Raw genomic sequence first — 25,018 nt, 5'->3', positions numbered from 1 at the left:
TTTTACGTACCGCTTCCCTTGCCCGATGCTCCGATACTCCCGGGCACGGAAACTCCGTTACCGTGTTACTCCGGTATCGGTCAGACCCGTCCCCGCGCCGGTCTGCGACCGATGAAGAAACAGTCGAATCCTTCGGCGATCATCTCGTCGGCGTTGTAAATGTTGCGTCCGTCGAAAATCACCGGCTCGGCGAGTTTGGATTTCACCCGCTTCCAGTCGGGCTTGCGGAATTCATTCCACTCGGTGACCATGAGCAGCGCGTGCGCGCCCTCGATGGCGTCGTACATGGACGCGGCATAATTGATGCGGTCACCGTACCGCTCGCGTGTGTTTTCCACCGCCTCGGGATCAAAGGCGTTAACGCGCGCGCCGGCCGCGAGTAGCGAGTCGATGATGATGTATGCGGGCGCCTCGCGTACGTCGTCGGTGTTCGGTTTAAAGGCGAGTCCCCACAGCGCAAAGGTTTTGCCGGCAAGATTCCCTTTGAAATACGTGTGCACTTTTTCGAAGAATCGTTTCGGCTGATCGGCGTTGACGTCTTCCACCGCCTGCACGATGCGCAGCGGATGTCCGGCATTGTTGGAGGATTTCAGGAGCGCTTTCACATCCTTCGGGAAACACGAGCCGCCGTACCCGACGCCCGAGAAGAGGAATTTTTTTCCGATGCGTGTGTCGGTGCCGATGCCCTTGCGGATGTTGTCGACGTCGGCGTCGAGGATCTCGCAGAGATTCGCGAGGTCGTTCATGAACGAAATGCGCATCGCGAGAAAACTGTTGGCGGCGTACTTGGTGATCTCGGCGCTGCGCTCGTCCATCACGATGATGGGATTGCCCGAGAGGACAAAGGGCTCGTATAGCGCTGTCAGAGTCTGCCGCGCGCGTTCGTCGGAGGTGCCGATCACGACACGGTCGGGGCGGAGGCTGTCCTCCACCGCAAATCCTTCGCGCAGGAATTCCGGATTGGATGCGACGGTGAAATCGCCCGCGTACTTCGCGCGAATTGTCTCGGTGACACGTTCGGATGTGCCTATGGGCACGGTGCTTTTATCGACGATGATCTTGAAGGGCTGCGGTGCGTGCCGCTGCAGTATCGCGCCGATTTCGTCGGCCACGCGCAGCACGTACTGAAGGTCGGCCGAGCCATCCTCGTTCGGCGGAGTCGGCAGGCAGAGGAAGATGACATCCGACGCGAGAACCGCGCTCTCGAGATCGTCGGTGAAGGTGAGCCGTCCCTCTTTGGCGTTGCGCTCGTAGAGGGGATGCAGGCCCGGTTCGTAAATCGGAATCTTCCCGTTGCGCAGCTTCTCAAGCTTTTTCGGATCGTTGTCGACGCAGATGACGGTGTTCCCATTTTCGGCGAAACACGTTCCTGAAACCAGACCGACATATCCGGTTCCTATCACGGCAATTGTGTGCGGCATAATGTCCCGAGGATGAATGTGTATGGAGGTGCGGTGGTGATCGGTGCTGTGTGGAAACGTGTCGTTAATGCTCGCGCGACGCGGAACGCGACGGCTTGGACGCCTGGCTCCCGTTCATCGGTTTCACGTGTACGCCGTTCGTTTTCACAAGCGGCGCTTCGAGCAGCAGATCATCGGGCTCGCTCTGGAATACCAGGCGCACATAACCGAGCAGATGGAAGAAACAGCCCTGCGCGATCACAAGCACGCCGAGCAGCAGCCAACCGTACAACTCGGGCAGCAGCGCGAGACAGAGCCCCGCGCCCGCGTAGATCAGCGCGATGCCGTACAGAATGAGGACGGTGGCCTGCGACGAGAGACCGAAACGCGCCTTCATCATGTGATGAATGTGGAAACGGTCGCCGGTGAATGGATTCTGTTTCTTGATGATGCGACGGAAGAAGGCGAGCAGTGTATCGGAGATGGGAAGGCCCAGCATGATGATGGGCACAAAAAAGACGGTCAGCTTCATCGGACCACGATCAACCAGCAGCCATCCGAGGACGCCGAGAGTGAATCCGAGGAACATGCTGCCCGTGTCGCCCATAAAGACGCGCGCGGGATGGAAGTTGAACAGGAGGAAGCCGATAAGCGCACCGCCCAGTATAAAACACAGCGACGCGAGCACGGGATCACCCCACAGCAAGGCCAGAATGCCGAAGGCGGAGACACTGATCAGCGACGTGCCGGCGGCGAGGCCGTCCATGCCGTCGATCATGTTGACGGCGTTTGTGAGCCCGACAATCCACAGCACCGTGACGACGGTGCCGATGGAGTTGTAGATGACCGAGGACTCGGTGACACCGAACACATGCGGATACACGTCACCGCGGATCGCGCCGAGGATCACAAAGAACGCGGCGAGAAACTGGAAGATGAATTTGCGCTGGAAGGTGACGTCGGTCAGATCATCGACGATGCCGAGCACGAGGATGATAGCGCCGGCTTCGAGCGCATAGACAAATATGGGCGAATCGGCCGGATGCAGCGTCCGCCAGATCTCCTCAACCGGAAACAGGAAGGAAATAATCGCGGTCGTGAGAAAGGCGAATATCAGACTGAGTCCCCCGGTGAAGGGAACCTGGCGCCCGTGCAGCTTCCGATCCTGATCGGGCATATCGAACAGGCCCCATCGATGCGCCAGCTTGATGCACAGAGGCATCGTCAACACAGCGAGGAACAGCGAGATCGGAGGGAAGTAGTACAAAAGGCGGGGTATCCAGAGTGCGGGAAACGGCGAATCAAAGCAAAAATATAGTGACGGTGACTCAAAAACCATAGCAATTTCAGTGTGCCGGTATCAGGCGGTTTCACCTCCCCGGCGAGAGGGCCCGGAGAAGTTCGGCGTACCGTGCAGTGCCCGATTCCCTGGTATAGAGCGTGGTGTAGGCATCACGCGCGCGACCGCCCATCGAGGCCCAGAGGTCGGGCGTATCGGCGGCTGCACGAATCGCCTCGGTCAACGCGTCGGGGTCGTCGGGATCGACACGCTGTCCGCATCCCGCCTCATCGATGACACGCGCAATTTCATTGTTCGGCGATCCGACGAACAAAACGGGCCGGCCCACCGCAAGAGCGCCGTAGAATTTGCTCGGAACGATGAGTCCGTCCAGTCGCGGGTCAAGGGACACGAGATGCAGGTCCCCGGCGGAGAGTGATTCCGACAGCACGTCGAGCGGCTGATAGGGCAGCAGCAGCGCGGTGTCGAGTGCCGCGTCGCGGATTGTATCCTCGATATACTGCCTGCGCTGCCCGCCGCCGATAAAGAGGAAACGGATGTCGCGCCTGTCCCGAAGCCGGCGCGCGGCCTCCATGATGCTTTCGAAGGGGTGGCCCCAACCCATGTTGCCGGAGTAGAGGACGACAAACGCGCCGTTGAGCCCGTGCGCCTTGCGGAATTGATTCAGTTCAGGAGCGACGGGACGGAGGTCGCGCGAATCGCTCCAGTTCGGATGATACACGACCGCGCGCTCGTCGAGTCCGGCATGCTGCACGAGATAGGTCTGCATGCAGCGTCCTATGGCCGCGACACGGTCCGCGCGCCGCATTGCCGCGCGTGCAACGACACGGAACAGGCGTCCGGAATAGGATTTTGTGCGGAACAGATTCAGCGCGAAGGCGATGTCGGGCCAGACGTCCTGGCACCACACCACGAGCCGCGCGCGGCGCAGCGTGGCGAGCAGCGCGGCGGGCACGCCGATGAGCAGCGGGGCGGTCTGTGTGATGATCACGTCCGGGCGCGCAAGACGCATAGCGCGTAGAAAGGCCATGATGTGAAAGGACAGCGCGTCGGCGAGCCGCGTCCACGGCCGGCGTTTCCCGAAATTTGTGACGGGCACGCGGTGGATGAACACCCCGTTGCGTACCTCCTCCGCGGGCAGCGGTTCCGTGCGCTCTCCGAGATAGTCGCCGCGGCTGGCTATGGCATGCACCTCCATGCCCGCAGCCGCGAGATCCTCCGCGAGCTGCGTGCCGTACTGGGCGTTGCCGCTGATGTCGGGCCAGTAGTACTGGTTGAGGAGAAGAATGCGCATGGAGGAAAAGAATCAGGCAGGGCGAACGAGCAGCCAGTCGTTGAGGACGAGGACATCCATCTTTGTGCGCAGAAACGTCTCGAGCGCTTCGGCGGGTGTGCAGACGATCGGCTCGTTTTCATTGAAGCTGGTGTTCAGCACCACGGGTACACCTGTGAGCGCGCGGAAGGAGTCGATCAGTTCCCAATATCGCGGATTTACATCGCGATGTACAGTCTGCAACCGCCCGCTGCCGTCGACGTGTGTCACGGCCGGAATCACGCCGCGTTTCTCCTCGCGTACGGGATAGACTTTGATCATAAACGGATCGGGATAGTCCTTCTCGAAATACTCGCCGGTGTATTCCGCGAGTATCGACGGCGCGAAGGGCCGGAACGATTCGCGCCGCTTGATGCGCGCATTCAGGATGTCCTTCATCTCGGCACGTCGCGGATCGACGACGATGGATCTGTTGCCCAGCGCGCGCGGACCCCATTCCACGCGGCCCTGGAACCAACCCACCACGGACCCGTCCGCGATATGTGCCGCCGTTTTTTCACAGAGGTCGCGAAGCTCGTCCACACGGGTGACGGCAACACCGGCGGCATCGAGTTCGGCCCGCCGGGCTTCTATCGCGTTCGATACAGTGGTGTCGTCGTAGCCGGGTCCCCAATACGCCGCGTTCATCACAAAGCCGCGCTCGCGCCCCAGCACGTCGTTCCACACGTGATATGCCGCGCCCAGCGCGCCGCCGGCGTCTCCCGCCGCCGCCTGTATGTACACGTCGGTGAAGGCGGATTTGTCGAAGATCTTGCCGTTGGCAACCGAGTTCATAGCCGTCCCGCCGGCGAGGCACAGCGTTTTCGTTCCGCTGCGCTCCTGCACGTGATTGATGAGGTGGAAGAAGGCCTCCTCGTACATGGCCTGCATCGAGGCGGCCATGTCCATGTGATACTGCTCGACGGGTTCCCCTTTTGTCCGCGCCGGACCGAGCATGTCCTCGAGCGCGGGTGTGAACGCGCGGCCGATTTCCGGTGATCCGTTCTCCCACGTCATCGCGATGCCCGAAGTGGCGTGGTTGAACAGCGGCAGCTCGAGTTCGAAACGACCGTTGTCGTGAAGATGGACGATTCGGCGCATCTGATCGAGGAAGCGTGGTGTGCCGTACGATGCGAGTCCCATGACTTTGTATTCGTCGCCGTAATACGGGAAACCGAGATACTGCGTCATGGTGAGATAAAAGAGCCCGAGCGAATGCGGGAAATAGATGCGGTCCTGTATCGATATCGATCTGTCGTGTCCGATGCCCCACATGGCGCCGACGAAATCGCCGAAACCATCGGTCGAAACGACGGCGGCGTCGGCGTAGGGCGAGACAAAAAACGCGCTGGCCATATGCGCCACGTGGTGTTCCACGGTATGGATGCGCGGGCGCAGATCCTCCTCGCGCAGTCCGAAGTGCGCCGCGATATCCGCGCGTATGTTCCCCACCTTCGACGCGTTGCGCAAGCGGTCGCGTATCACCTCGAAACTCGGACGCCGTCTGAAAGTATATAACGCCTTTTCGAGGAGGTTTGCCTTCGGATCGCGATTGATCGCGATGTGATCGACATCCTGTATGGTCACGCCTGCTTCGTGCAGACAATACTCAATCGCGAGTCGCGGATATCCCGCCCAATGTTTGACGCGGGAGAAACGCTCCTCTTCGACGCCCGCAAGCATCTGACCGTCGCGAATGATACAGGCGGATGAGTCGCCGTGATATGCGTTGATACCGAGAATGTACATACTGCGTATTCTGCTTTGTGAACGGGAAAAGGGGAACGGGACAGCGGGACAGCGGGACAGCGGGAGAGCGGGACAGCGGGAGAACGAAATAGTGTCTCGCTGAGCGGAGTCGAAGCGCGACGGGACAGCGGGACAGCGGAACAACGAAATAGTGTCTCGCTGAGCGGAGTCGAAGCGCGACGGGACAGCGGGAGAGCGGGAGAGCGGGAGAGCGGGACAGCGGAACAACGAAATAGTGTCTCGCTGAGCGGAGTCGAAGCGCGACGGGACAGCGGGAGAGCGAAACTGTGTCACCGCGAGCTTGTCGAGGGGCGACGGAGCGGGACCAACTCCTGTATCCTGTATCCTATCTCCTCACACCGCCCTCAGTACATCTCACCCCTACCATCTACCATTTACCATCTACCATCTACCATCTACCAACTACCATCTACCCAACACACGGAAAAAGTAGACAAGCAGCTTCGGTAGCTCGGCAAGAACGTTTGCTGCCGCGATATGATTCGACCACCATTTTTCCGCGCGCCACCAGGATGGGTGTGTGGCGATGACACGGACGCCGATGCCGCTGCCGTCAAAGATGTGTGTATAGGTTGTTCTGCAGCGGAACACATGTGTCGGATCGGTGACAACAAGCACGTTCCGCGCGTGTATCGTCTCAGCCATTTCGAGCGCCGCCTCGGCTTCATCCCACGTTCCAAGCGCAGTGGTATCATAGCGGAGCGCGCTGATAGGTATGTGGCGCTCGCTGAGCCAGTCGGTCTGCCACTCCGCCCGGTATGTTCCGGCTCCGAGCAGACCGTGATCATACCCCATGAGGAGTATCATGGCAGAGGGAGAGGTGTGGTACAACTCCGCCGCCTTCAAGGTGCGCTCGCCGTTGTCGCCTCCTGGAACGACGATCAGATCCGCGGCACAGGGTGTATCGCCATACTGCACAAACAATTCGGGGAAGGAGACGATCCCGTACCCGCTGATGGAGGCGAGCAGCAGGACAAGCAGGTGGATTCGCGGCGACGGCTTTTTCATCGCGCGGCGGCGCGCGCGGCAATGGCGCGCAGATCCTCGGCGACCATGGCGACCACCGCGGGCGCATCACGGCGAGTCACCGCCTGCTGCTGCCTGCTCAATGCCTCGGCGACACATGCGGCGAGGTCGTCGGTTTCCCAGGCGACCACGACTCCGCCGAGCGCTTCGAGATTGCGCGCATTCTCGATTTGATGATCATCCACCACTTCACCGAGTGCCGCCCTGCGCGGCAGCAGCACGGGGATCTTGCCGGATTGTTTCGCCGTGAGCACCGATCCTCCGCCCGCCTGCAAAATCACAAGATCCGCGTGCGTTATATACTCGTCGAATTCCTGCATGTCCAGAAAATCGCGCGCGGCGCAGTGGACGGGACGAAACGGCGTGTGACCATGCTGTACAACAACGGGTTGCGGCAGGACTCCGCGCGATGCGAGTTCCTCGACGGCCTGCAGCAGGCGGGGAAACGGATTCTTCGAATTGCCGACGGCGACAAACGTGCTCATACCAAGGGTCCGCAGAATGTTCCCTTGGGGAAGAACTTCCCCAGCGCCTCCCACTGGTAGTAAAACCTGTGGGCGAGTCGATACATGATTTTCCCGGTCATCGACGGGGCTGTGGCGCGTGTAAACGTCTCGATGAAAATCACGCGCATGCCGAACAGAAAACGTCCGACGAGTGCAAAGGGCACGGCCGGACCAGCGCCGGTGCTCAGTATCGCCTGTGGTTTTTCGCGCCGGAGAATGGTGAAGGCCTCCCACAAGTTCACAAAAAAGAGGAGGTCGCGTTCCGAGTGTTTGATAAAATACGTGCAGTTCCGCATGTCGGGCGGCAGTATCGCGGCGTCGTTCAACACATAGAAGTGTTCGTATTCCCGATAGGCCTGCAGCAATTGCCGCACCTCGGTGAGATGTCCCCCGCAGGACGATACAACACACACTTTCATCGCGATACGGCGTCCAGCGTGTTGCAGTCGGCGAGATGTGTTGTATATACTTTCGCCATTTTTTCCGCAACCGATTTCCAGGTGAATTCGTCGAGCATCCACGCCCTCCCGCGCGCGCCAATCGCCGTGAGATCCGCGTGACACAGATCGAGTACCGCCGCAGCGAGAGATGCCGCCGTGTTCTCGACCCAGCGCCCGCAGCCATGCTCTTCCAGACCCTGCCACGGAGTGCCCGTCGAGGCCACGACAGGGACTCCATGCGCGAGCGCCTCCGCCACGACAAGACCAAAATTCTCGGAGTGCGACGGCACGACGCAGATGCCGGCGTCTGCAAACACCGCGCCCTTCTCTTCCCCGGGCAGCACGCCATGGAAAATCCATCGTCCGTCCACACCCGCCTCCCTCGCCCTTTCCTTCAGTGCCGTCACATACCCGGGTTCACCATCGCCGTACACGTGCACGGTGTGATCCGGCAGCAACACGAGCGCGTCGATCAGGCGCTCGAGGGCCTTGGACGGATGCAGCCGCCCCACAAAAAGCAGACGGCGGGGATCCGGCAGGATCGTTCTCTGGGTCGGTTGGGCGGGGATATCGATGCCGTTCGGCACAATGGCACAGCGCAACCGCGGAAACGCGGCGAGCGAATCGTTGCGCTCGGCCTCGCTTGTCACATGCAACAGAATACGTCGCGTATCCCCTGTCAGTGCAGCGAGGTGATTATATACTTTTTTTATTCCGGATCGTCTCCTGCCATCCCAAAGCTGCAGGGAACCGCGTGGCGACCAGACAACGGGTTTGTGATAATACCGCGCCCAGGCCAGCACCGGCAGGGTCGGAAAAGAATACACACCGGTGAGATGGATACAATCCGCCTCCGACGCAAGACGGGGTAAACGCCTGAGCAGCTCGGTCGATACATCGGCACCGGCGTCCTTTCTGCAATAGTATACCGGATATCCGTACTCCTCGTGTACAACCCCGGAAAGTGCTGTCAGACGATCGCCCGTGGCCGGTCCCGCCGTGTCGGTCGTCAACACCGTGACGGCGGCGAGGCCCTCGACTGTCAACGCAGCACAGAGCCCGAACAGCGAACGCACCGGCCCGCCGAACCGTTCCGCCGGGTAAAACGATGGAGTGATGTGGAGTATGCGGGTGATGGGAGGTTACCCGGAATGGATTGGCGCGCGCCGCCGGTACGGGACCATACACATCACGAACGTGTATCCGTGCCGCTGTTCCCTGCTTTTCGCAACACGCAGCCAATCGCAATGTGCGACTCGTTGGTCATGCCGCGCCCGTAGGTATTGAATATTTTTTGCATCCCGCGTGACCACATCCTGTGAAATTTTCGCCCCTCAGCAGGAAGGGGCAGGCGTTCGTGTCCGTCGCCGTCCAGGAATGAACCAACAGGACCGTATTGCACGTAGTGGAAGAGATCGGCGTCGAGTTCCAGTCCGCGTGTTGACGCGTAGCGTCGATACCAATCCGGCAGCAGGCGATGGCAATCGATGGGATAGTGGTGAATGGGCCACACCACGGGAGTGATCGCGACAAGTGTTCCGCCCTCGCGGAGCAGTGAGACGGCGTTGTCCGCCACGGAGATGGGATCGAACGTGTGTTCGAGCACGTTCAGGACGAGCACCGTGCCGTAGCGCTGCGCGCTGCGGATAGTTTCGACTCCTTCACCGCTTTCAAAGTTCGCGACATGGGCCACACCCGACGATGGCGTCAGATCGGTCGCTTCGTAGTGCAGGCCCGCTTCCAGTATCAGTGACGCACTTGTCACACCGCCATACCCGGCGCCGAGTTCGAGGACTGGTCCTGAAATGACTTGCCCCCGCGCCAGCAGGAAGCGGAGGTAGGAGAGATCCTGTTCCGTCATGGTGTTGTGTGTATCAATGTCGGACGATAGAGCGGAATTTCGACATCACCCACAGCATGAGTGTGCTCAGGACCAGGGTATAAACGATGCTCGCGATGAATCCCGTCAATGTACTTTCGATGGAAAGAAAGTTCGGGATGAGCGCCACGTATATACATTTTGTCGCCTGTGTCGCGTCGGGGGCGAACGCGGGCACCGAAATGCGTCCAAGGACCAAGCCGACTATGAGGAACACCGGCACGATGCCCGCGATGCCGAAATTGACATACACCTCGCCGAGGTGCGAGATGCCCACCTTCGTGGTTTTCGCCAGTTCCTCATCGAGAATTCCATACGACTGCGCGAACCAAATGTTCGCCTCCTGCGCCGTCGGTTTATCCTTGTATATAAAGCGTGGAACGGGAATATAGAAGAGATACGCGAACGTCGAACCATACTGGTACGGTATCCTCGACGGTGTTTCGTCGATGAGAACCGACGCCAGCGGCAGCAGCGAGAATCTGTTCGACAGCTTCGCCGATTCATGTCCCTCGTACACGAGCGGCAGGGGCGCGCCGGAGGCGTGATACATGGCGAGTGTGAAATACAACTGCGCCTTTTCCGTGATGGTGAAGGTCTTTCCCGTCTTCTCGAACTGATTCAGCACGTCGCGGTATTGGAGTTTCACGGGCTGGAGAAAGGCGGCGATGGCAAACATCACGACGAGTCCCGTCATTGTGACGATTTTGTTCCGACGGACGCTCAGCACGCCGATGACAAAAAACGGCAGTATCATTTCGCCCAGCATGGTGCTGCTCACCGACACGGCCACCTGCAGCACAATGATCGCGACGATGCCCAGGACGTTCCAGACGGTTACACCGCGCCGTTCAATGGAGTAGTAAAATATCCCAAGCGCCAGATACAGGTTTGCAACGCCGTTGATGATCTGTGAGTAGTTTCCGAGCGTGGGCGCGGCGGACGTCTGCGACAGCGCGAACATGCCCATCTGGAACACGACAATGCCCAGGGCAAGGATCAGCAGCGCCGTATCCGACACGTGTATCGCCCAACGGAACGGCTTCATTCTTTTCCGGCCTATCTCCCAGCCGATCCAGATGAACACCTCCGCGAGCAGCGCCATCAGCAGCACCTGCTGCGAGTGGGCGTCGGTGACGTAAAAATACGAGTACAGGAGCTTAATATGCTCGACAGTAAAAATCGGGAGCGCGAAGTACAGCACATACAGCGAAAGCGTCACGGGCAGCACCGGCACGTCGTCGTGTCCGTACCAGCTCAACCACGAGAGCACCACAACCTCCAGCATCAGCCACCCGAGGAGCGATGTGACGGTCGCATAGTGCGGCATTTTAAAGAGGAGGAAAACAGGCAGGGTTATCGTCATCTGCGCGATGAAGAAGAACATGCGCCGCGGCGACAGAAAGAGCCGGCTGAACCGCCCGAGCGGCCTGGCCGGTGCCGGTGTTCCCGGTGATGATCCGAACGATCCTGGCATGCTGATCTGCCTTTGTCCGATGCTCAGAGAACGAGCCGTGCGTTGTCGGGAATCACAGGGAGAATCCGGCGGCTTCGGCATCGCCGTGGAACATACGCACGGTCTCCAGACTGAACAGGTCGAGGTCCTTTCCGATAAGCGGCAGTTTTTTCATGATGTCGTCGGTGACGGTGATGATGTGGCAACCGGCCTGCTCCGCGTGAAAGATGTTGAGGAGTTCACGCGGACTCGCCCAGATCAGTTCCGCATGCGGAAGCGGGCGGAGTATTTCGACGGCCTCGCGCATGATCGGAAGCGGATCACGTCCGGTGTCGGCGATGCGGCCGGCAAAGATGGACACGATCGACGGCACATCGTGCGACAGGCACGCGGCGATCTCGCGCGTCTGCTCGAGTGTCATGACCGCCGTCACGTTCAGCTTCACACGATCCGCCGCCAGCGTGCGAATCACTTCTCCCATAAACACGCCGTGTGTGTTTGTCACCGGAATCTTCACGTACACATTCTCGCCCCACGAGGCGATCTCCCTGCCCTGCTGTATCATTTCCTCGGCGGTGTCGGTGAACACCTCGAACGAGATAGGCCTGTCGGTGATCACCGCGAGCACCTCCCGCGCGAATTCACGGTAATCCACCACGCCCGCCTTGCGCATGAGGGTGGGATTTGTGGTGAAACCGCGTATGTACGAACGCCGGTGAAGATCGAGCATCGACGCCTTGTCGGCACCGTCGGCGAAGATTTTTACTTTCAGATCGAGGAGGGATTTTTCATGCATGGGGCTTCGGAGGGCTGGGATGTGTGGATGGAGTGTGTACTGCGGATTCCGCGCCCGCAACCGATTCCCACTTGGTTGCCGCGCGCTTGACGAGGGGATGTGTAATGAGGAGATGCAGCAGGAGGGATTGGAATGCTTCGGTGTGTGGTGTCACCGCCTCGGGATTCACCGTGGGGACGAGTATACACACATCGGCGACCTGCGCTGTATAGCCGCCGTCGCGCCCGACAATCCCCGCGATCGACGCCCCCGCCTCACGCGCGAATTGCAACGCGGAGACGATGTTCGGACTGACGTTTTTCTCAGCATTGCCGCCGCCCACCGATAGGACAAACACAAGATCGCGGGGCGTGAGACGGCTGCAGCGCAACCATTCGACAAACACCGTCGCCCATCCTTCATCATTCGTGCGCGCGGTCAACTCCGACACATTGTCGGTCGGTGTGTAGGTCTCGATGCCTGCCAGCTTGCGGAAATCGTTCACCGCATGGGAAGCGTTTCCGGCACTGCCGCCGACGCCGAGAAAAAAGAGGCGCCCGCCGCGCTCACGTGTGTCGGCCAGCAGCGACGCGGTTCTGTCGATGGCCTCGATGTCGACGAGTTGCAGAATACGAATCGATTCTGCGATATGCTGTTCGGTAAATGTCATGGTGTGAAGTACATCTGCGGTGAGTCCGGTGTTGACACGCGCGCATGCGGCGCAACCGGATGAAGAAGTGGAATATGGGACAATACGCCGCGAGGTGAAAACGGGACGCACCCGCCGGTGACGGATGCTGCTCAGGGACGCGACAGCAGGGTCCGAAGCTCGGCGAGTCCGGCGGGTGAGCCGATCTCGTAGAAACGCTCAGCGACTTCATAGGCCGCGAGTGAATCCCGGCGCAGGCAGGCGTGATAGACTTCCGCCAGATCAAACGCCGCGTCTTCGGGATAGGGTGTGAAGACCGACGACCGGAATACGCCGAGACCATAATCGATGTGCCGCATGTCGGGTGTGCGCTCGGTCTTGTCGTACCGCACGATACGGCCGTCCGCGTACACGACGTTGCTTGTATCGTACGCCCCCTCGTTGCGGTACACGGTCATCAGGGCATCACAGCCGCTTGTGTGAAAGGCGTTCTCGACTGCCGCGTAGTCGCAGCGCAGGTAGGAATCGCCGTACAGCACCAGGAACGAGTCGCCGAGCATGGGCAGGGCGCGACGCAGAGCGCCTCCCGTGCCGAGGCGGACGTCGCCCTCATCGCTGTATCGCACACACATTCCCAGATGTTCGCCGTTGCCGAGCGTGTCGCGCAGCATCGATCCGAGATGCCCGATGCAGAAGACCACATCGTGGAAGCCGGCCGCGGCGAGCAGTGCGAGTTGATGCACAACAAAGGGTTTGCCCGCGACATCCACGAGAGATTTTGGGAGGCGGGACGCGGCATCGCCGAGCCGGGTCGCGAGTCCGCCCGCAAGTATGGCGACCGGCCGGCTCACGAAAGGACGAGTTTTGTTCCTTCAAAATCGAAGCGGAAGCGCACTTCCGAAAGTCCCGCGTGCGCCATGGTTTTACGCAGCCGGTTGCGGTCTTCGGCGTAAAACATCAGGAAGCCGCCACCGCCCGCGCCGACGAGTTTGCCGCCCACGGCGCCATTCGCGCGCGCGAGTTCGTACCACGTGTCGATCTCGGGATTGCTCATGCCGCCCGAGCGTTTCTTTTTGTGCTCCCAGTGCTCGTGCATCAGCATGCCGAACGCGTGTGCGTTGCCTGATTCGAGCGCGAGGCGCGACCGCTGTCCCAGGTCCTTCACGTAGTGAAGGTTTTCGAGCATGGCGGCATCGAGTTTTTCGCTGCGTTCCTTCTGGTCCTTCAGTATGCTGCCCGCGCTGCGGGAGAATCCCGTAAAGAAAAGGAGAAGATTGTCCTCGAGATCGAACAGAGTGTCGGCGGGGAGAGCCAGCGGTTCGGCTTCGACCGTGCCGTCGTTGTGAAAGGTGAAACAGGTCAGGCCGCCGTATGCCGCGATGTACTGGTCCTGCTTGCCGATGGGCTCGCCGAGGCGGTCGATCTCGATGTGGCATGCGAGTTCGGCGAGTTCGCCCGGATGCAGCAGCCGGTGATGAAACGCATGCAGTGCCTTGAGCAGAGCGGTGGTGAAACTGCCCGACGAGCCGAGTCCGGTACCCGCGGGAATGTCGGCGAGGGCTGTCACCTCGATCTGCGGCACGCCCTGTTCGGTGAGGCGCAGCGCTTCTCGGATGATGGGGTGCTGCACATCCTCGATGGCATCGACGTGCTCGAGACTGGAGTACTTGAGGTAGATACCCGGCGTGAAGGGACGCATCGCCGTCACATACACGTACTTGTCGATGGCGGCCGCGACCAGGAAACCGCCATGGTCGCGATAATACGACGCGAGGTCGGTGCCGCCGCCGCCGAGTGTGATACGCAGCGGACTACGCGCGATGATCATAGTGTGATTCCCGGTAAATGGATGCAACAATGCTCAGTGCGGCACGCGCGTCCGCGAGTCCGGCCGAGGGCTCCCTGTTCTTCTCGATGTCCTCGAGAAATTCGGTGAACTCGATGGACCACGAGGAGTCGCCGCGCGGGTATTCCCAGATGGTGGTTTCGGGCGGACCCATCTCGGGAAGCATGCGGTAATACGCGAGTCGTTCGACGCCGTAACTGCCGCCGAGACCTTCGATATGGAGTTTTGCGTCGCGCCCGTATATCTCGAGCGAGAACAGGTTTTTCCATTCCGTGCAGCTCACGTGCAGAAAGGCTGTCTGTTGCTCCGCCGTGCGTAAAAGGAGAAACGCATTGTCGTCGACGGGCATGTCCCAGAAATACGTGTGCGCGCGCCCCTGCGTCTCAGTGAATTCCCCCAGGAAACACCGCGCGAGATCGATGAGATGCACTCCCTGGTCGATCAATTCGCCGCCTCCCGACAGCGCCGGATCGGCGCGCCATTCGCGGTCGTAGCCGATGCGTCCGCCGTGTCCGTAGCGTCCGCGGACGAACATCATGGGACCGAGCGCCCCAGCCGCGTGCAGCGCGCGGGCTTGAAGTATGGCGGGATGATACCGATGATTAAAACCGACGCGGACACGCGCCCCCGATGCCGCGGCCGCATCCGCGATTCTCTCGAGTTCTTCGAGATTACGCGCCGCGGGTTTCTCCACAAGCACATGCCGGCCGAGCCGCGCGGCGTGTGCGGAGATTTCGGCGAGAGCGTCGTTGGTTGTCGCAACAACAACGATGTCGACATCGTCGCGCTCCACCGCGGCGCGCCAGTTGTCGGTCGCGTCGGCTCCGTGCTGCGCTGCCAGCGCCTGCGCGCGCCCGGCGTTGATATCGGCGCACACGCGCAGTGGTGCTCCCGCCAGGGCCTGCGCCCGTTTGCGGCCGATGAGACCGCAGCCGACTATCGCGACGCCGTGTGTGCTGTTCCCGCTCATCGTTCCCCCCAGTCGAGGCCTCGATCACGCGCAAGGATGCGTCGAAGTGTGTATATGTCGCTGCCCGCGAGCGCTTCGCGGCGTGAGGCGAGATCCTCCCACGGATCCCACACCGCGCTGAGCAGGCGCCCCGTGATGCCGTCGCTCTCGGCTGATGCGAGGAACAGCGCCAGGGCGGCCGCCCGTTCGAATGACGCGCCACCGTTCTGCTGCTGCTCGAGCGCGCGACGGTACGCGTCCGCACCGATGGTCTCGGGACCTGCGCCGATCAGTTCGTCCAGCATGCGTGTGTTGAGCGCGCCGGGCGCGAGTGCGTTTACGTCGATGCCGTCGCCGGCCACGTCCAGCGCGAGTGATTCCGCGAAGCGCACCACCGCGGCCTTCGACGCGGCATAGGCGCTGATACGCGGCATCGGACTTGTAGCGCCCCCGCCCGAGAGCTGCACGATCTTTCCGTATTTCTGTGCGCGCATGTGGGGAAGAAACGCGCGGGCGGTGAACACCGAGCCGAAAAGGTTGGTGCGCACCGCGGCGATCCACTGCTCCGGATCGATGCTGTCGATGCTGCCCATCGGCCCGTAGATACCGGCATTGTTGACAAGTATCTGCACGGATCCGAACGACGCGAGTGCCGCTGCTGCGAGCACCTCCGCCTGCCGCGCGTCACCGACATCACCCTGAAAAGTGGCGATGCAACTTGGATCGTCTGTATGGCGGGCGAGGTCCGACGCGGTCCGTTGCAGCGCGTCGGTTTCGCGACCCGTGATCATGACCCGCGCGCCGTTTTCGAGAAAGACACGCGCGATCGCGGCGCCGAGGCCTTGCGATCCGCCCGTGATGACGGCATTCCTGCCGTGAAGTGTGGCTTTCATGTGTGTGCTGCTGTGAGCGTGAAAAGTGTTGTCTCACCGCGGCGCCCGTGCGCGCCGCCTTTGTTTGTTGTTGGTCCGTCCCGATCCAGTGTTTCGGACGGAGTGTATCCGCCATACGCGTATCACGCGCGTGCTGTGAACAGCCAGGGATTGTCGCGGATATAGCGCACTGTGCGGATGACGCCGTCGCGTATCGAGAGCGATGCCTCCCAGCCGAGCGCGCGGATTTTTGCGCAGTCGAGAAAGATGAAGGGACTGTCGCCGATCCATCCGCGCTCGCCGCCCGCGTACTCGAGGCGCGGGGCGACGCCGAGTTCCCCGCTGATCCATCCGATGGAATCGTTGACCTCGCAGTATTCGGCGGTGCCCAGATTGAAGATGTTTACGGATGCGTCCGCGCGTTCGACAGCAAGCAGTATCGCATCGATGCAGTCGTGCACGTAGAGATACGATTTCCGTTGCCGCCCGTTGCCGAGAACGTACAGGCGCGACGGATCCTCGCCGAGGCGGCGGACAAAGTCGAAGACGTGCCCGTGTGTGTATCGTTCACCCAGGATCGACACAAAACGAAATATCCACGAGCGGAAACCGAAACCCTCGCAGTAGGCCTGTATCAGGCCCTCACACGCGAGTTTGGATGCGCCGTACAGCGACGTCTGCACGGGAAACGGCGCGTGTTCGGGAGTGGGAAACACCGCGGGTTCGCCATAGATGGAGCCGGTGGAGGAAAAGGCGATACGGCTGATGTTGTTCGCGCGCATGGCCTCGAGCACGTTGAAGGTGGCGATGGTGTTCTGTTCGAGATCCAGCGAGGGGTGCTCTGTGCCGAATCGCACGTCGGCATTTGCGGCGAGATGGAACACGATGTCGCAGCCCGCCATCGCCCGCGTGAGCGCCGCGGTGTCGAGGGTATCGCCGCGCACACAGCGGTAGGACGGATGCTGCAGGGCCTGCTCGATAAAACGCTCCTGCCCTGTGGAGAAGTTGTCGTAGACAACAACGGAATGTCCCGCCGCGAGCAAACGATCCGCGAGTGCGCTGCCGATAAAGCCGGCGCCGCCGGTGATAAATGTGTTCACGTGTCTGTCGGTGTATGTGCGGTGAAAAGAAGCCGGTACGCCCAGGACCGCGGGAGCACGGGGCCGATGATGTCGTCGGCAACGGTGGACAACAGTCCCCACAGCGGACCCATGTGGCGGATCTGAGAGATCCGGTATGCCATGCGGCCGAAGCGCCTCAGGCGGCGTGGGAAAGACGCGCTCGCATCGAGCTGACACCACGGACAGTGGTCGAGCACGGGAAAGCGGCTGCGCAGTTGCCACGATTGGATGGTGAAGCCCGCCTCGGTGAGCAGTGCGCGCCACGCGTCTTCGCGCCGAAGTCCGTGATGTCCCGGCACCTCGACAAACGCCTGGCGATACCCGTCAGGCGACACGGATCGAGCATGAGACAGCATGGGGTGGTCGGATTCGAGATCACACAGCGAGATGAATATTCCGCCGGGCTTGAGTACACGACGCAGTTCCGCAAACGCGGCACGTGCGAGGTCTTCATCAAAGTGCTCGAGTACAAAACTCGACACCGCCGCATCCACCGACGCGTCACGGAGAGGGATCGCGCGCGCGTCGGCGTTGATGGCGCGTCCATACGTCTGTTTGCTTGCGCGGGCCGAGCCCAAGGCGAGTTCCAGACCGACCACAGTGTACGTCCGGGCAAGCCAGGCATCGCCACCGCCCGAGCCGAACTCGAGCATGACCGCGTCGCGCGGAACGGCGCGTTCAATGGTCGAAAAATAGTGCCAGCGCGCGTAGTGCCGCGCGAGCGCGGCGCGCAGGCCTGTGCCGCTTATGGTCCGCCCGGTGGATCCTTCGAACGGCAGACCGATTCCCATGGGATTCGGATCGGAATATGGGGACCGTCGCTCTGTCACAATGCTGCGCCGCTTCCCGGTTCGGACGTTGTCCCGATCTGCTCCCACGCTTTTCCATCGCGGAAGCCGTGCCAGAAGGGTGCATCATCATCCGGTGAACGTGGCACACCCGAGAGGAGATTCCGGACCAAAGGCCATTCCCGCTGCATGTGATCCTGCCACGAAAGTCCGCGCGAGCACAGGAGTCTGTTCCCTTCACTTGCTATTGTTCTACGACGGTTCGCGTCCCGCAGCATCTCCTGCGTTTTCATCAGCAGTTCGTCAACACCGTGAAATAGTACGGCACCGACTCCGTCGCCGTACAGAAATTCATGTTCCGGAGTCCGCTCGGCCAGGAGGCACACGCCCAATGCGGGGATCTCGAAGGAGCGCCCGGTGGATTCGTTCCTGTTCCCTTTCGACAGGGAACAGAGAGCGAGTTTTGCTGAGGCGAGGGTTGTGTTGTACTTCTCCGCCGGGAGTGGTACTACACCTCGCAGCTTGTTGCTTCTCGCGTGTCGCCAACCGTGTCCCCACACTCCGACGTGGTGCTGTGCCCGCATCAGCGCCGACACGTACTCCTCCGTGTGTGGTTCCCAATGTCCGATAAAGACCACATCCCAGACGGGCTCCAATTCACCGGCGGGGCGCACATGGCGCAGCACGTCATACCCCATGCCTGCGCGCAGTACACGTGCACCATACCGCGCGCGCAGCTCGTGTACGTTGTGCCGGTTGGTTGTGAGAAGGCAGTCGTACAACTGAACACCGCGCCGGTGCAGCCAGAACCACGTCCTGCGTCCATACACATCATCGGTGTTGTAGTGGACGAGATGTCCGGCATGCGCCTTTAATCGTCGCAGCGTTGACGGATACACCCAATCCCCTTTTTCGATCCACACAACATCGGGATGTGTGTCGGCAACTGATTCCAGGAGCAGGCGGTTCATGCTCCGCACGCCCTCGGTGCAGTAGACGCGGTGTGCGACCGACGTGGCGATGCGTGACGGGGCATCAAAGACGCGCTGCGCGTCGAAAGGCGACACCTCGTTTCCCGCCGCACGCAGGCCCTCGAGCCGCGGCACGCAGGTGCTTCCATCCCACATGTAGCCGACAAAGTGCAGTCGGGTCATGCCGGCTCTTCCCCGACGTCGGCTCCCGTCCCGCGTCGCACGACGGTGCGGACGAGGCGCAGTAGCATCGACAGTCCGCCCGCGCCCAGTGACAGCCACGCGAGCGGCACGAGCGCAACCAGCACCGCGGCAACTTCGACAACGAGGCACATCGAGGCGGATGTGATGCCCGCGCAAAGCCAGCGGAGCAATGCTGCGAAGGCGGCAACAACAACAATCGGTGTGGCCATCGCGCTGAAAAAGCGCCAGGGGGACGGACCCAGTTCGCGCGCGGCGATCACCGGAAATGTCGCGGCCGCAAAAAGCAGATCCGCAAGAAGCACGGCCGCTGCGACTCCCACCAGACCATGCTCCCGCACCGCCGCGAGTGAAAACACAATCGCCGCCCCTGCATTGATCAGCGACCAGAGGGCCACCGCGCGGTGGCGGTTCGACGAAAGCAGCGGCCAGGAGGCCGTGTTCCACGCAGCGCCGATGGTTGCCTGCACGAGCAGCACCACGAAGAGCGTCGGCGACAATTCGAGCGAACGACCCGTCCACAAGGGGTAGATCAGCGGCAGCAACAGCCACAGCAGCATCGCGGCGATGGAACTGACGTAGGTGACGAATCGAATGGTGAAGAGACTCAGCCGCACCAGCCGTTCGCGTTCGGCCCGCGCGTGCATGAAGGTGAATTCCGGCCACAGCGGCGTCTGAAAGATATTGCCGATGTATCCCATCAGCCCCACGGCGGTGCGATGTGTCGCATACAACGCCACCACTGCTGCGGGCGACGCCCAGCCGATCACCAGGATGACACCCTGTTGTTTGAGCGATTGCGCCACGGAGAGCAGCCAGAAGTACAGCGATCCCGACAGGTGTTTCCGTCCAGCCCTGGCAGCGGAGAGCGTCAGTTGCAGCCCTGCGATCCAGGGAAGGCGCCGATGTGCGTACCACAAAACCGCGGCGATCAGAATCACCGCCGTGGCGGCCTGGAATGCCGCGTAGACCGCGGGTGTTGCATGACGCATGAGCAGCAGCACCGACACGAGCAGGAATACGAGCCGCAGGAGATTGCCCAGCATGGAACCCTGCGCAAGAAGTCCGGTTGCGCGAAACACCGTCGCCAGCACACCCAGCGGAATCGAGATCAGCAGTGACGCGCCCATAAAAAACAGGACCGATCGATCCGATATCGACAGGGTGAATCCGGTCACTCCCGCGCCGGGCAGCAACAACAGCGCACCGAGCAGCAGCAGCCCGGTGATGGAGATGCCGGTGAAGAGCGACAGCCCCTCCTGCAGGATGCGCCTGAAGCCCTCCCTGTCCCCCACCGCGAAGGCGCTGGACAGCAGATTGCCGATAAAATTCTGTCCGCCGAGATCGAGCAGCGCGAAGTATGTGACAAAGGCCGTCAGCGCGATCCAGTGTCCATAACCGTCCGGTCCCCACGCAAGAAGGAACAGCGGCACAAGCAGTATCGTGTTTGCGACTGCAATGGCCTGGTACACCAGTGTCGAGGCGAGTCCGCCGACGAGGCGGCCCGTGAGGCCCCTGGTCAGTGCCAGATGTTCCGTCACCGCCGACACGTCTCCCGCATCAGGCCTGCGGCCTCGCGGCCGTGCGTCCTGACCTGATGCGCCGGTACACCGCCGAAGGGACGCAGCCCGCGAGTGCAAGAGCGGCGCGCGACGGCAGCCGGAGGTAGCCGCGCGACTGTGTCCGGTCGTAGGCCGTCCAGGGCTCGTCGCGCAGTATTCTGCCCGCGCGCATGCCGAGCACCGATGTCAGCTTCGACACTTCATACCGGAATTCATCAACACAGGCCGTCATGCCGCTCCGCGTGTGTAACAGCCGGACATCGTCGCGATGTATCGCGTCGAGGCAGAGGACGCTCTGCCAGTAATCATCCGCCAGGGTGTGGCCCGCCTCGCGCTCGCGGAAACGCAGCAGCGGTTTCGCAACGTAGCCGAAGTCGGTGATGGCGAGCAGGCGCATCCACAGATGCACGTCGGCGTACCACCAGTACCGCGCATCGAACCACGGAGAGACACGATCGAGCACGTCGCGGCGGATCATGGTGGTGAGGGAAAACGGACAGTCGGTGCGGCGGAGCAGATAACGCAGCATGTCCCGGCCGCGCATCACACGGGGCAGATCCGAGAGATATGTCTTCAACGGCATGCCGTCGGTCTCGGCAATGGTCTGTATCCCGGTGGCAACAAATCCGACGTCTGGAAATGTGTCGAGAATGGCGGTTGTCTCTTCAATGTAGCCGGGCTCGAGGATGTCGTGATCTTCCACGAGTCCGACATACCGGCCCCGCGCAAGCGAAAACACGTGATTGTAATTTTCGGGCACACCCTTGTTGACAGTGTTTCTGTGGAACGTCACACGCGGATCGGTGAAGCGCGCAACAACGTCGGCGGTGCCGTCGGGCGAGGCATCGTCCACCACGATCACTTCGAAATCGCCGCGTGTCTGCGCGAGCACACTGTCGAGTGTCGCCGCAATGTGACGCGCGCGTCCGTACGTGGGGATGCAGATGCTGACCGTGGGGTGCATGTCAGGAGAGGGACGCGGCAGCGGGTGTTCCGAGCAGAAGGGTGCGCAGGTGCAGTTCGAAATGTTTCTGTTGAAAGACGGACACGGTGCGCGGATCGGAGACCGCCCGTCCGTCGAGCGCGGCGCGCAATGCACGGACAAGCGCGTCGTTGTCGTTGGGATCCACCATCGATCCGAGTCGGCCATCACGCAGCGCGTCGCGGCTGCCGTCGTTTCCCCCTCCCACGACGGGTGTTCCGCAGGCGGCGGCCTCGAGAAAGACAAAACCGAAACCTTCACCCGTGCTGGGCATGACAAACACGTCCGCGAGCCGGTAATGATCGGCCAATTCCCGCTCGTCGATGCGTCCGATAAACGTCACGTGATCCGTGATGCCCGCGGCGGCGGCACACGCTTCGAGGCGCGGCCTGTCGTCGCCGTCGCCGCCGATGAGGTACTGCAGCGTGGGATTCACAGCGAGCAAGGTTGGCAGCGCCGCCAGCACGCGGTCGTGACCCTTGTACCGCTCCGACGACGAAAGACGCCCAACGGTGAGCAGGATGGGACCCGGACCCAGCGTGTACCGGGCGCGCAGCGCTGCAGGGGCCTCTCCCGGCGTGTATCGCAAAAGGTCGATGGTGTTCGGCAGAACCGACACGCGCAGCGGATCGACCGGCGCCCAGGCAAGAAAACGTTCGCGTGTGTATCGGCTGATGGCGATGGTCCGTGTCACCGCGCCGAAGTGCCGAAGTGAAATACGCGGATGCGGCTCCCACGCCTCGATGCCGTACAGCTCGAGGTAGAGCGGGAGCGATCGGAGGCGGGCCACACGTGCCGCGACGGGCAGAAGGTTCAGGTGTCCGCACAACACCGCGTCGGGCCGCACCGAGGCGTGCAGGCGCAGCGCCTGTGTGATGAAGCGCAGCGGACTTCCCTCCGCCACATATTCCGAGTATCGGACCGGATACTCCGCTGCTGCCGCGCCCGCATGGCGGACCACTGCCGTCACGCGTTCCACCCTCTCGTCGGCGCACAGTGCGTCCAGCAGATCGCGATTGTACTGCGCGATGCCGCCGAAACCCGCGTACGAGTCGGGCATCAGTGCGAGAAGCTTCATTCTTTGAGTCGGTGTATCAGTATGCCGTTATATCTGTTTGTCGTTCCACGTTCCGTCACCCCTCGACAAGCTCGGGGTGACACAGTTTCGTTGTTCCCCGCTTCGCGTTGTGGAACTACTCAGGGACACAGAAACGACGGTACACCGCGTACGCCCAGCGGCGCGCCCAGGGACAGCCCTCGCGCGCAAGTGAAGGAACCGCGCGCCAGGCATCAACCGCCTCGTATTGTTCAAGCCAGGCGTGTACAGGCACCTGGAAGCCCGTTTTGGGTCTGTTGCGCACGTGCGCCGGAAGCGGTGTGGACGGACTCTGCGCGAGCAGATCCTTGCGCAGGGCGGGTCCGTGCTGCAGCAGCAGCGTAGCAAGTTCACGCAGCAGCACGGCGTCCACCAGCGGCACACGCAACTCGATCGAGTGTGCCATGCCCGCCCAGTCGGTGTCGCGCAGAAGTTGATTCCGCATGTACAGGGCCGCTTCGAGCGCCGCCACTCTGCCGAACGCCGTGCCCGGATCAGGTTCCAGCGCGCTTTGCAGCACCGGCAGCAGGCGCAGCCGCTGCAGGCCCGTCTCGATAAAATCGTGCGGGAGAAATTCCGCGAGTTCCCACGGCATGAAGACACCGCGGCGCAGATAATACGCGCCCGGATACGTCCCGCCGTACAGCAGCGCTCCCGCAGCCTTCGGCGAACGCCGCGCGCGTCCCGGCGCCATATGTGTGTACAACGACCGCGCGAGATTGCCGAGCAGTGGAATATGAGACGGCACGCGGAAGGTGCGCACCCAGCGCGGGATGTCGTCGAACGAGTTGTAGCCGCCGAACAGTTCGTCTCCGCCGAGTCCGGAGAGCGCAACCTTGAGTCCGCATTCGGCCGCGACTTTGCTGACAAAGTACGTGTTGATGCCGTCGATGCTCGGCTGGTCCATCTGGTCGAGAATATCGTCGAGGGCGTCGCGGAATTCACCAACACCGAGCACCCTCGTCCGTTGCCGCGTGCCGTACAAGGCGGCCATTTCCTCGGCGAGGGGCGCTTCGTCGTCGATCCGCCCGCGATATTCCTCGAAGGCGAGTGTCATGGTCTGCACGTCTTTGATGCCCGCGTCGCGGACGAGTCCCACAAGCGCACTCGAATCGATGCCCGCGGATAAAAAGGCGCCGACGGGCACATCCGCGACCATGTGATGCGCAACCGAGTCCTTCAGCGCCGCGCGTGCGTGTGTGTACGCTTCCTCGCGTGTGATGCTGTGTGTATTCCGCGCCGCATCGGCCCAGGTGCCCGCGATCGAGTGATAACGGACCGGTTCCTGGGGTCCGACGGCGTTTACACGCATCCAGCATCCGGCGGGCAGCGCGCGGATTGCCGTGTGTATCGTGAGTGGTTCGGGTACGCTGCCGAGCAGGAAGAAGCCGAGCACGGCGGCGGGATCCACCTCGCGCGGCACGCTGCCCCCTGCGATCAAGGCCTTCACCTGTGATGCCGCGCGGAAGGTCCATCCGTCGTTCGCGAAATACAGGGGTTTGATGCCGTAGGGATCGCGTGCGCAGAAAAGCTCGTGTTTTTCCTCGTCCCAAATCAGAAAGGCGAACATGCCGCGCAGATCCGCCAGCATACTCGCGCCTTTGCGCGCATACAGTTCGAGCAGCACTTCCGTGTCGGATTCAGTGCGGAATGTGACACCCTGCCGTTCGAGCTGATCTCGCAGCGCGCGGTAATTGTAGATCTCGCCGTTGAAGGTGATTGTGCGCAGACCGTCGTTCGACCGCATCGGCTGCGCGGCACGCTCGTTGAGATCGATGATCGCAAGACGCCGGTGCGCGAGTCCCACCCGGCCGTTTTCGTTACACCACTCGCCGGCGCCATCCGGACCCCGCCGCTCCATGCGGTCGCGTATCCGACGTAATTCGTCACGATCTACTTCGGGAGCAGCGTAATGGTAGGCGAAGATTCCTGCAATACCGCACATGTGGAGTAAGGAGTAGAGAGTGGGGAGTGAGGGGCATATGCGCTAACTTAAGCGGTTGACATTCGTCCGTGCATTCCATAGATTTCCAGTATGAATGCACCCGAAGCGATAGAGTACAACTGGCCGTATCTCCTGACGTTTCTTCCATCCGAACCGGAACTGGAGCGCACAG

23 protein-coding genes are annotated in these 25,018 nt (G+C 61.5%); all 23 read right to left on the bottom strand.

Translation table 11 applies throughout. From position 1 onward, the window contains the following. Positions 1 to 80: 80 nt before the first annotated feature. Complete coding sequence (locus tag HY962_14380) at positions 81 to 1,421, bottom strand: UDP-glucose/GDP-mannose dehydrogenase family protein (protein MBI5648115.1); 1,341 nt, start codon at positions 1,419 to 1,421, stop codon at positions 81 to 83. Positions 1,422 to 1,485: 64 nt separating this feature from the next. Continuing rightward, positions 1,486 to 2,622: an undecaprenyl/decaprenyl-phosphate alpha-N-acetylglucosaminyl 1-phosphate transferase gene (locus HY962_14375; protein MBI5648114.1), complete on the bottom strand. Its 1,137-nt coding sequence runs from the start codon at positions 2,620 to 2,622 to the stop codon at positions 1,486 to 1,488. A 148-nt stretch (positions 2,623 to 2,770) separates the two neighbouring features. Beyond that, positions 2,771 to 3,994, bottom strand: a complete 1,224-nt coding sequence (locus HY962_14370; protein MBI5648113.1) for a glycosyltransferase family 4 protein — start codon at positions 3,992 to 3,994, stop codon at positions 2,771 to 2,773. Between the two features lie 12 nt (positions 3,995 to 4,006). After that, a complete protein-coding gene (locus HY962_14365; GenBank protein MBI5648112.1) occupies positions 4,007 to 5,761 on the bottom strand; it encodes a carbamoyltransferase in 1,755 nt (584 codons plus the stop codon). Positions 5,762 to 6,184: 423 nt separating this feature from the next. Continuing rightward, the gene (locus tag HY962_14360) at positions 6,185 to 6,790 is read right to left on the bottom strand and encodes a YdcF family protein (protein MBI5648111.1); all 606 of its coding nucleotides are present in this window, start codon (positions 6,788 to 6,790) and stop codon (positions 6,185 to 6,187) included. Continuing rightward, positions 6,787 to 7,293: a hypothetical protein gene (locus HY962_14355; GenBank protein ID MBI5648110.1), complete on the bottom strand. Its 507-nt coding sequence runs from the start codon at positions 7,291 to 7,293 to the stop codon at positions 6,787 to 6,789. The genes HY962_14360 and HY962_14355 overlap by 4 nt, the downstream gene beginning before the upstream one ends. Continuing rightward, a complete protein-coding gene (locus HY962_14350) occupies positions 7,290 to 7,733 on the bottom strand; it encodes a hypothetical protein (protein ID MBI5648109.1) in 444 nt (147 codons plus the stop codon). The genes HY962_14355 and HY962_14350 overlap by 4 nt, the downstream gene beginning before the upstream one ends. Further along, on the bottom strand, positions 7,730 to 8,830 hold the full coding sequence (locus HY962_14345) for a glycosyltransferase (protein MBI5648108.1): 1,101 nt from the start codon (positions 8,828 to 8,830) through the stop codon (positions 7,730 to 7,732). Before HY962_14345 ends, HY962_14350 begins: the two co-directional genes overlap by 4 nt. 113 nt (positions 8,831 to 8,943) lie before the next feature. Beyond that, positions 8,944 to 9,615 carry a class I SAM-dependent methyltransferase gene (locus HY962_14340; GenBank protein MBI5648107.1) on the bottom strand — a complete coding sequence of 224 codons (672 nt, stop codon included), beginning with the start codon at positions 9,613 to 9,615 and terminating at the stop codon, positions 8,944 to 8,946. A gap of 13 nt (positions 9,616 to 9,628) precedes the next feature. Further along, complete coding sequence (locus HY962_14335) at positions 9,629 to 11,110, bottom strand: hypothetical protein (protein MBI5648106.1); 1,482 nt, start codon at positions 11,108 to 11,110, stop codon at positions 9,629 to 9,631. 52 nt (positions 11,111 to 11,162) lie between these two features. Continuing rightward, positions 11,163 to 11,885 (bottom strand): transaldolase, encoded by a 723-nt coding sequence (locus HY962_14330; protein MBI5648105.1) that lies wholly within the window; start codon positions 11,883 to 11,885, stop codon positions 11,163 to 11,165. Next, the gene (locus HY962_14325; GenBank protein ID MBI5648104.1) at positions 11,878 to 12,534 is read right to left on the bottom strand and encodes an SIS domain-containing protein; all 657 of its coding nucleotides are present in this window, start codon (positions 12,532 to 12,534) and stop codon (positions 11,878 to 11,880) included. Before HY962_14325 ends, HY962_14330 begins: the two co-directional genes overlap by 8 nt. 131 nt (positions 12,535 to 12,665) lie before the next feature. Next, positions 12,666 to 13,364 carry a nucleotidyltransferase family protein gene (locus HY962_14320; protein MBI5648103.1) on the bottom strand — a complete coding sequence of 233 codons (699 nt, stop codon included), beginning with the start codon at positions 13,362 to 13,364 and terminating at the stop codon, positions 12,666 to 12,668. Then, complete coding sequence (locus HY962_14315) at positions 13,361 to 14,341, bottom strand: galactokinase (GenBank protein ID MBI5648102.1); 981 nt, start codon at positions 14,339 to 14,341, stop codon at positions 13,361 to 13,363. Before HY962_14315 ends, HY962_14320 begins: the two co-directional genes overlap by 4 nt. After that, complete coding sequence (locus HY962_14310) at positions 14,325 to 15,329, bottom strand: Gfo/Idh/MocA family oxidoreductase (protein ID MBI5648101.1); 1,005 nt, start codon at positions 15,327 to 15,329, stop codon at positions 14,325 to 14,327. The genes HY962_14315 and HY962_14310 overlap by 17 nt, the downstream gene beginning before the upstream one ends. Beyond that, positions 15,326 to 16,201, bottom strand: a complete 876-nt coding sequence (locus HY962_14305) for an SDR family oxidoreductase (GenBank protein ID MBI5648100.1) — start codon at positions 16,199 to 16,201, stop codon at positions 15,326 to 15,328. The genes HY962_14310 and HY962_14305 overlap by 4 nt, the downstream gene beginning before the upstream one ends. Before the next feature lie 122 nt (positions 16,202 to 16,323). Next, a complete protein-coding gene (locus tag HY962_14300; GenBank protein MBI5648099.1) occupies positions 16,324 to 17,280 on the bottom strand; it encodes an NAD-dependent epimerase/dehydratase family protein in 957 nt (318 codons plus the stop codon). Beyond that, complete coding sequence (locus HY962_14295; GenBank protein MBI5648098.1) at positions 17,277 to 18,092, bottom strand: methyltransferase domain-containing protein; 816 nt, start codon at positions 18,090 to 18,092, stop codon at positions 17,277 to 17,279. Before HY962_14295 ends, HY962_14300 begins: the two co-directional genes overlap by 4 nt. A gap of 35 nt (positions 18,093 to 18,127) precedes the next feature. After that, positions 18,128 to 19,243 (bottom strand): glycosyltransferase family 1 protein, encoded by a 1,116-nt coding sequence (locus HY962_14290; GenBank protein MBI5648097.1) that lies wholly within the window; start codon positions 19,241 to 19,243, stop codon positions 18,128 to 18,130. After that, positions 19,240 to 20,802, bottom strand: coding sequence for a hypothetical protein (locus HY962_14285; GenBank protein ID MBI5648096.1), 1,563 nt, complete (start codon positions 20,800 to 20,802; stop codon positions 19,240 to 19,242). The genes HY962_14290 and HY962_14285 overlap by 4 nt, the downstream gene beginning before the upstream one ends. A 19-nt stretch (positions 20,803 to 20,821) precedes the next feature. Further along, positions 20,822 to 21,787: a glycosyltransferase family 2 protein gene (locus HY962_14280; protein MBI5648095.1), complete on the bottom strand. Its 966-nt coding sequence runs from the start codon at positions 21,785 to 21,787 to the stop codon at positions 20,822 to 20,824. Between the two features lies 1 nt (position 21,788). After that, positions 21,789 to 22,883 (bottom strand): glycosyltransferase family 4 protein, encoded by a 1,095-nt coding sequence (locus tag HY962_14275; protein ID MBI5648094.1) that lies wholly within the window; start codon positions 22,881 to 22,883, stop codon positions 21,789 to 21,791. A 115-nt stretch (positions 22,884 to 22,998) separates the two neighbouring features. Then, a complete protein-coding gene (gene asnB / locus HY962_14270) occupies positions 22,999 to 24,846 on the bottom strand; it encodes an asparagine synthase (glutamine-hydrolyzing) (protein ID MBI5648093.1) in 1,848 nt (615 codons plus the stop codon). Positions 24,847 to 25,018: the final 172 nt, after the last annotated feature.

Source organism: Ignavibacteriota bacterium, assembly GCA_016218045.1.
Taxonomy (GTDB): Bacteria; Bacteroidota; Ignavibacteria; order SZUA-365; family SZUA-365; genus JACRFB01.
Note: the sequence above shows the minus strand (reverse complement) of the source record. Positions and strands in the feature narration are given on the sequence as shown.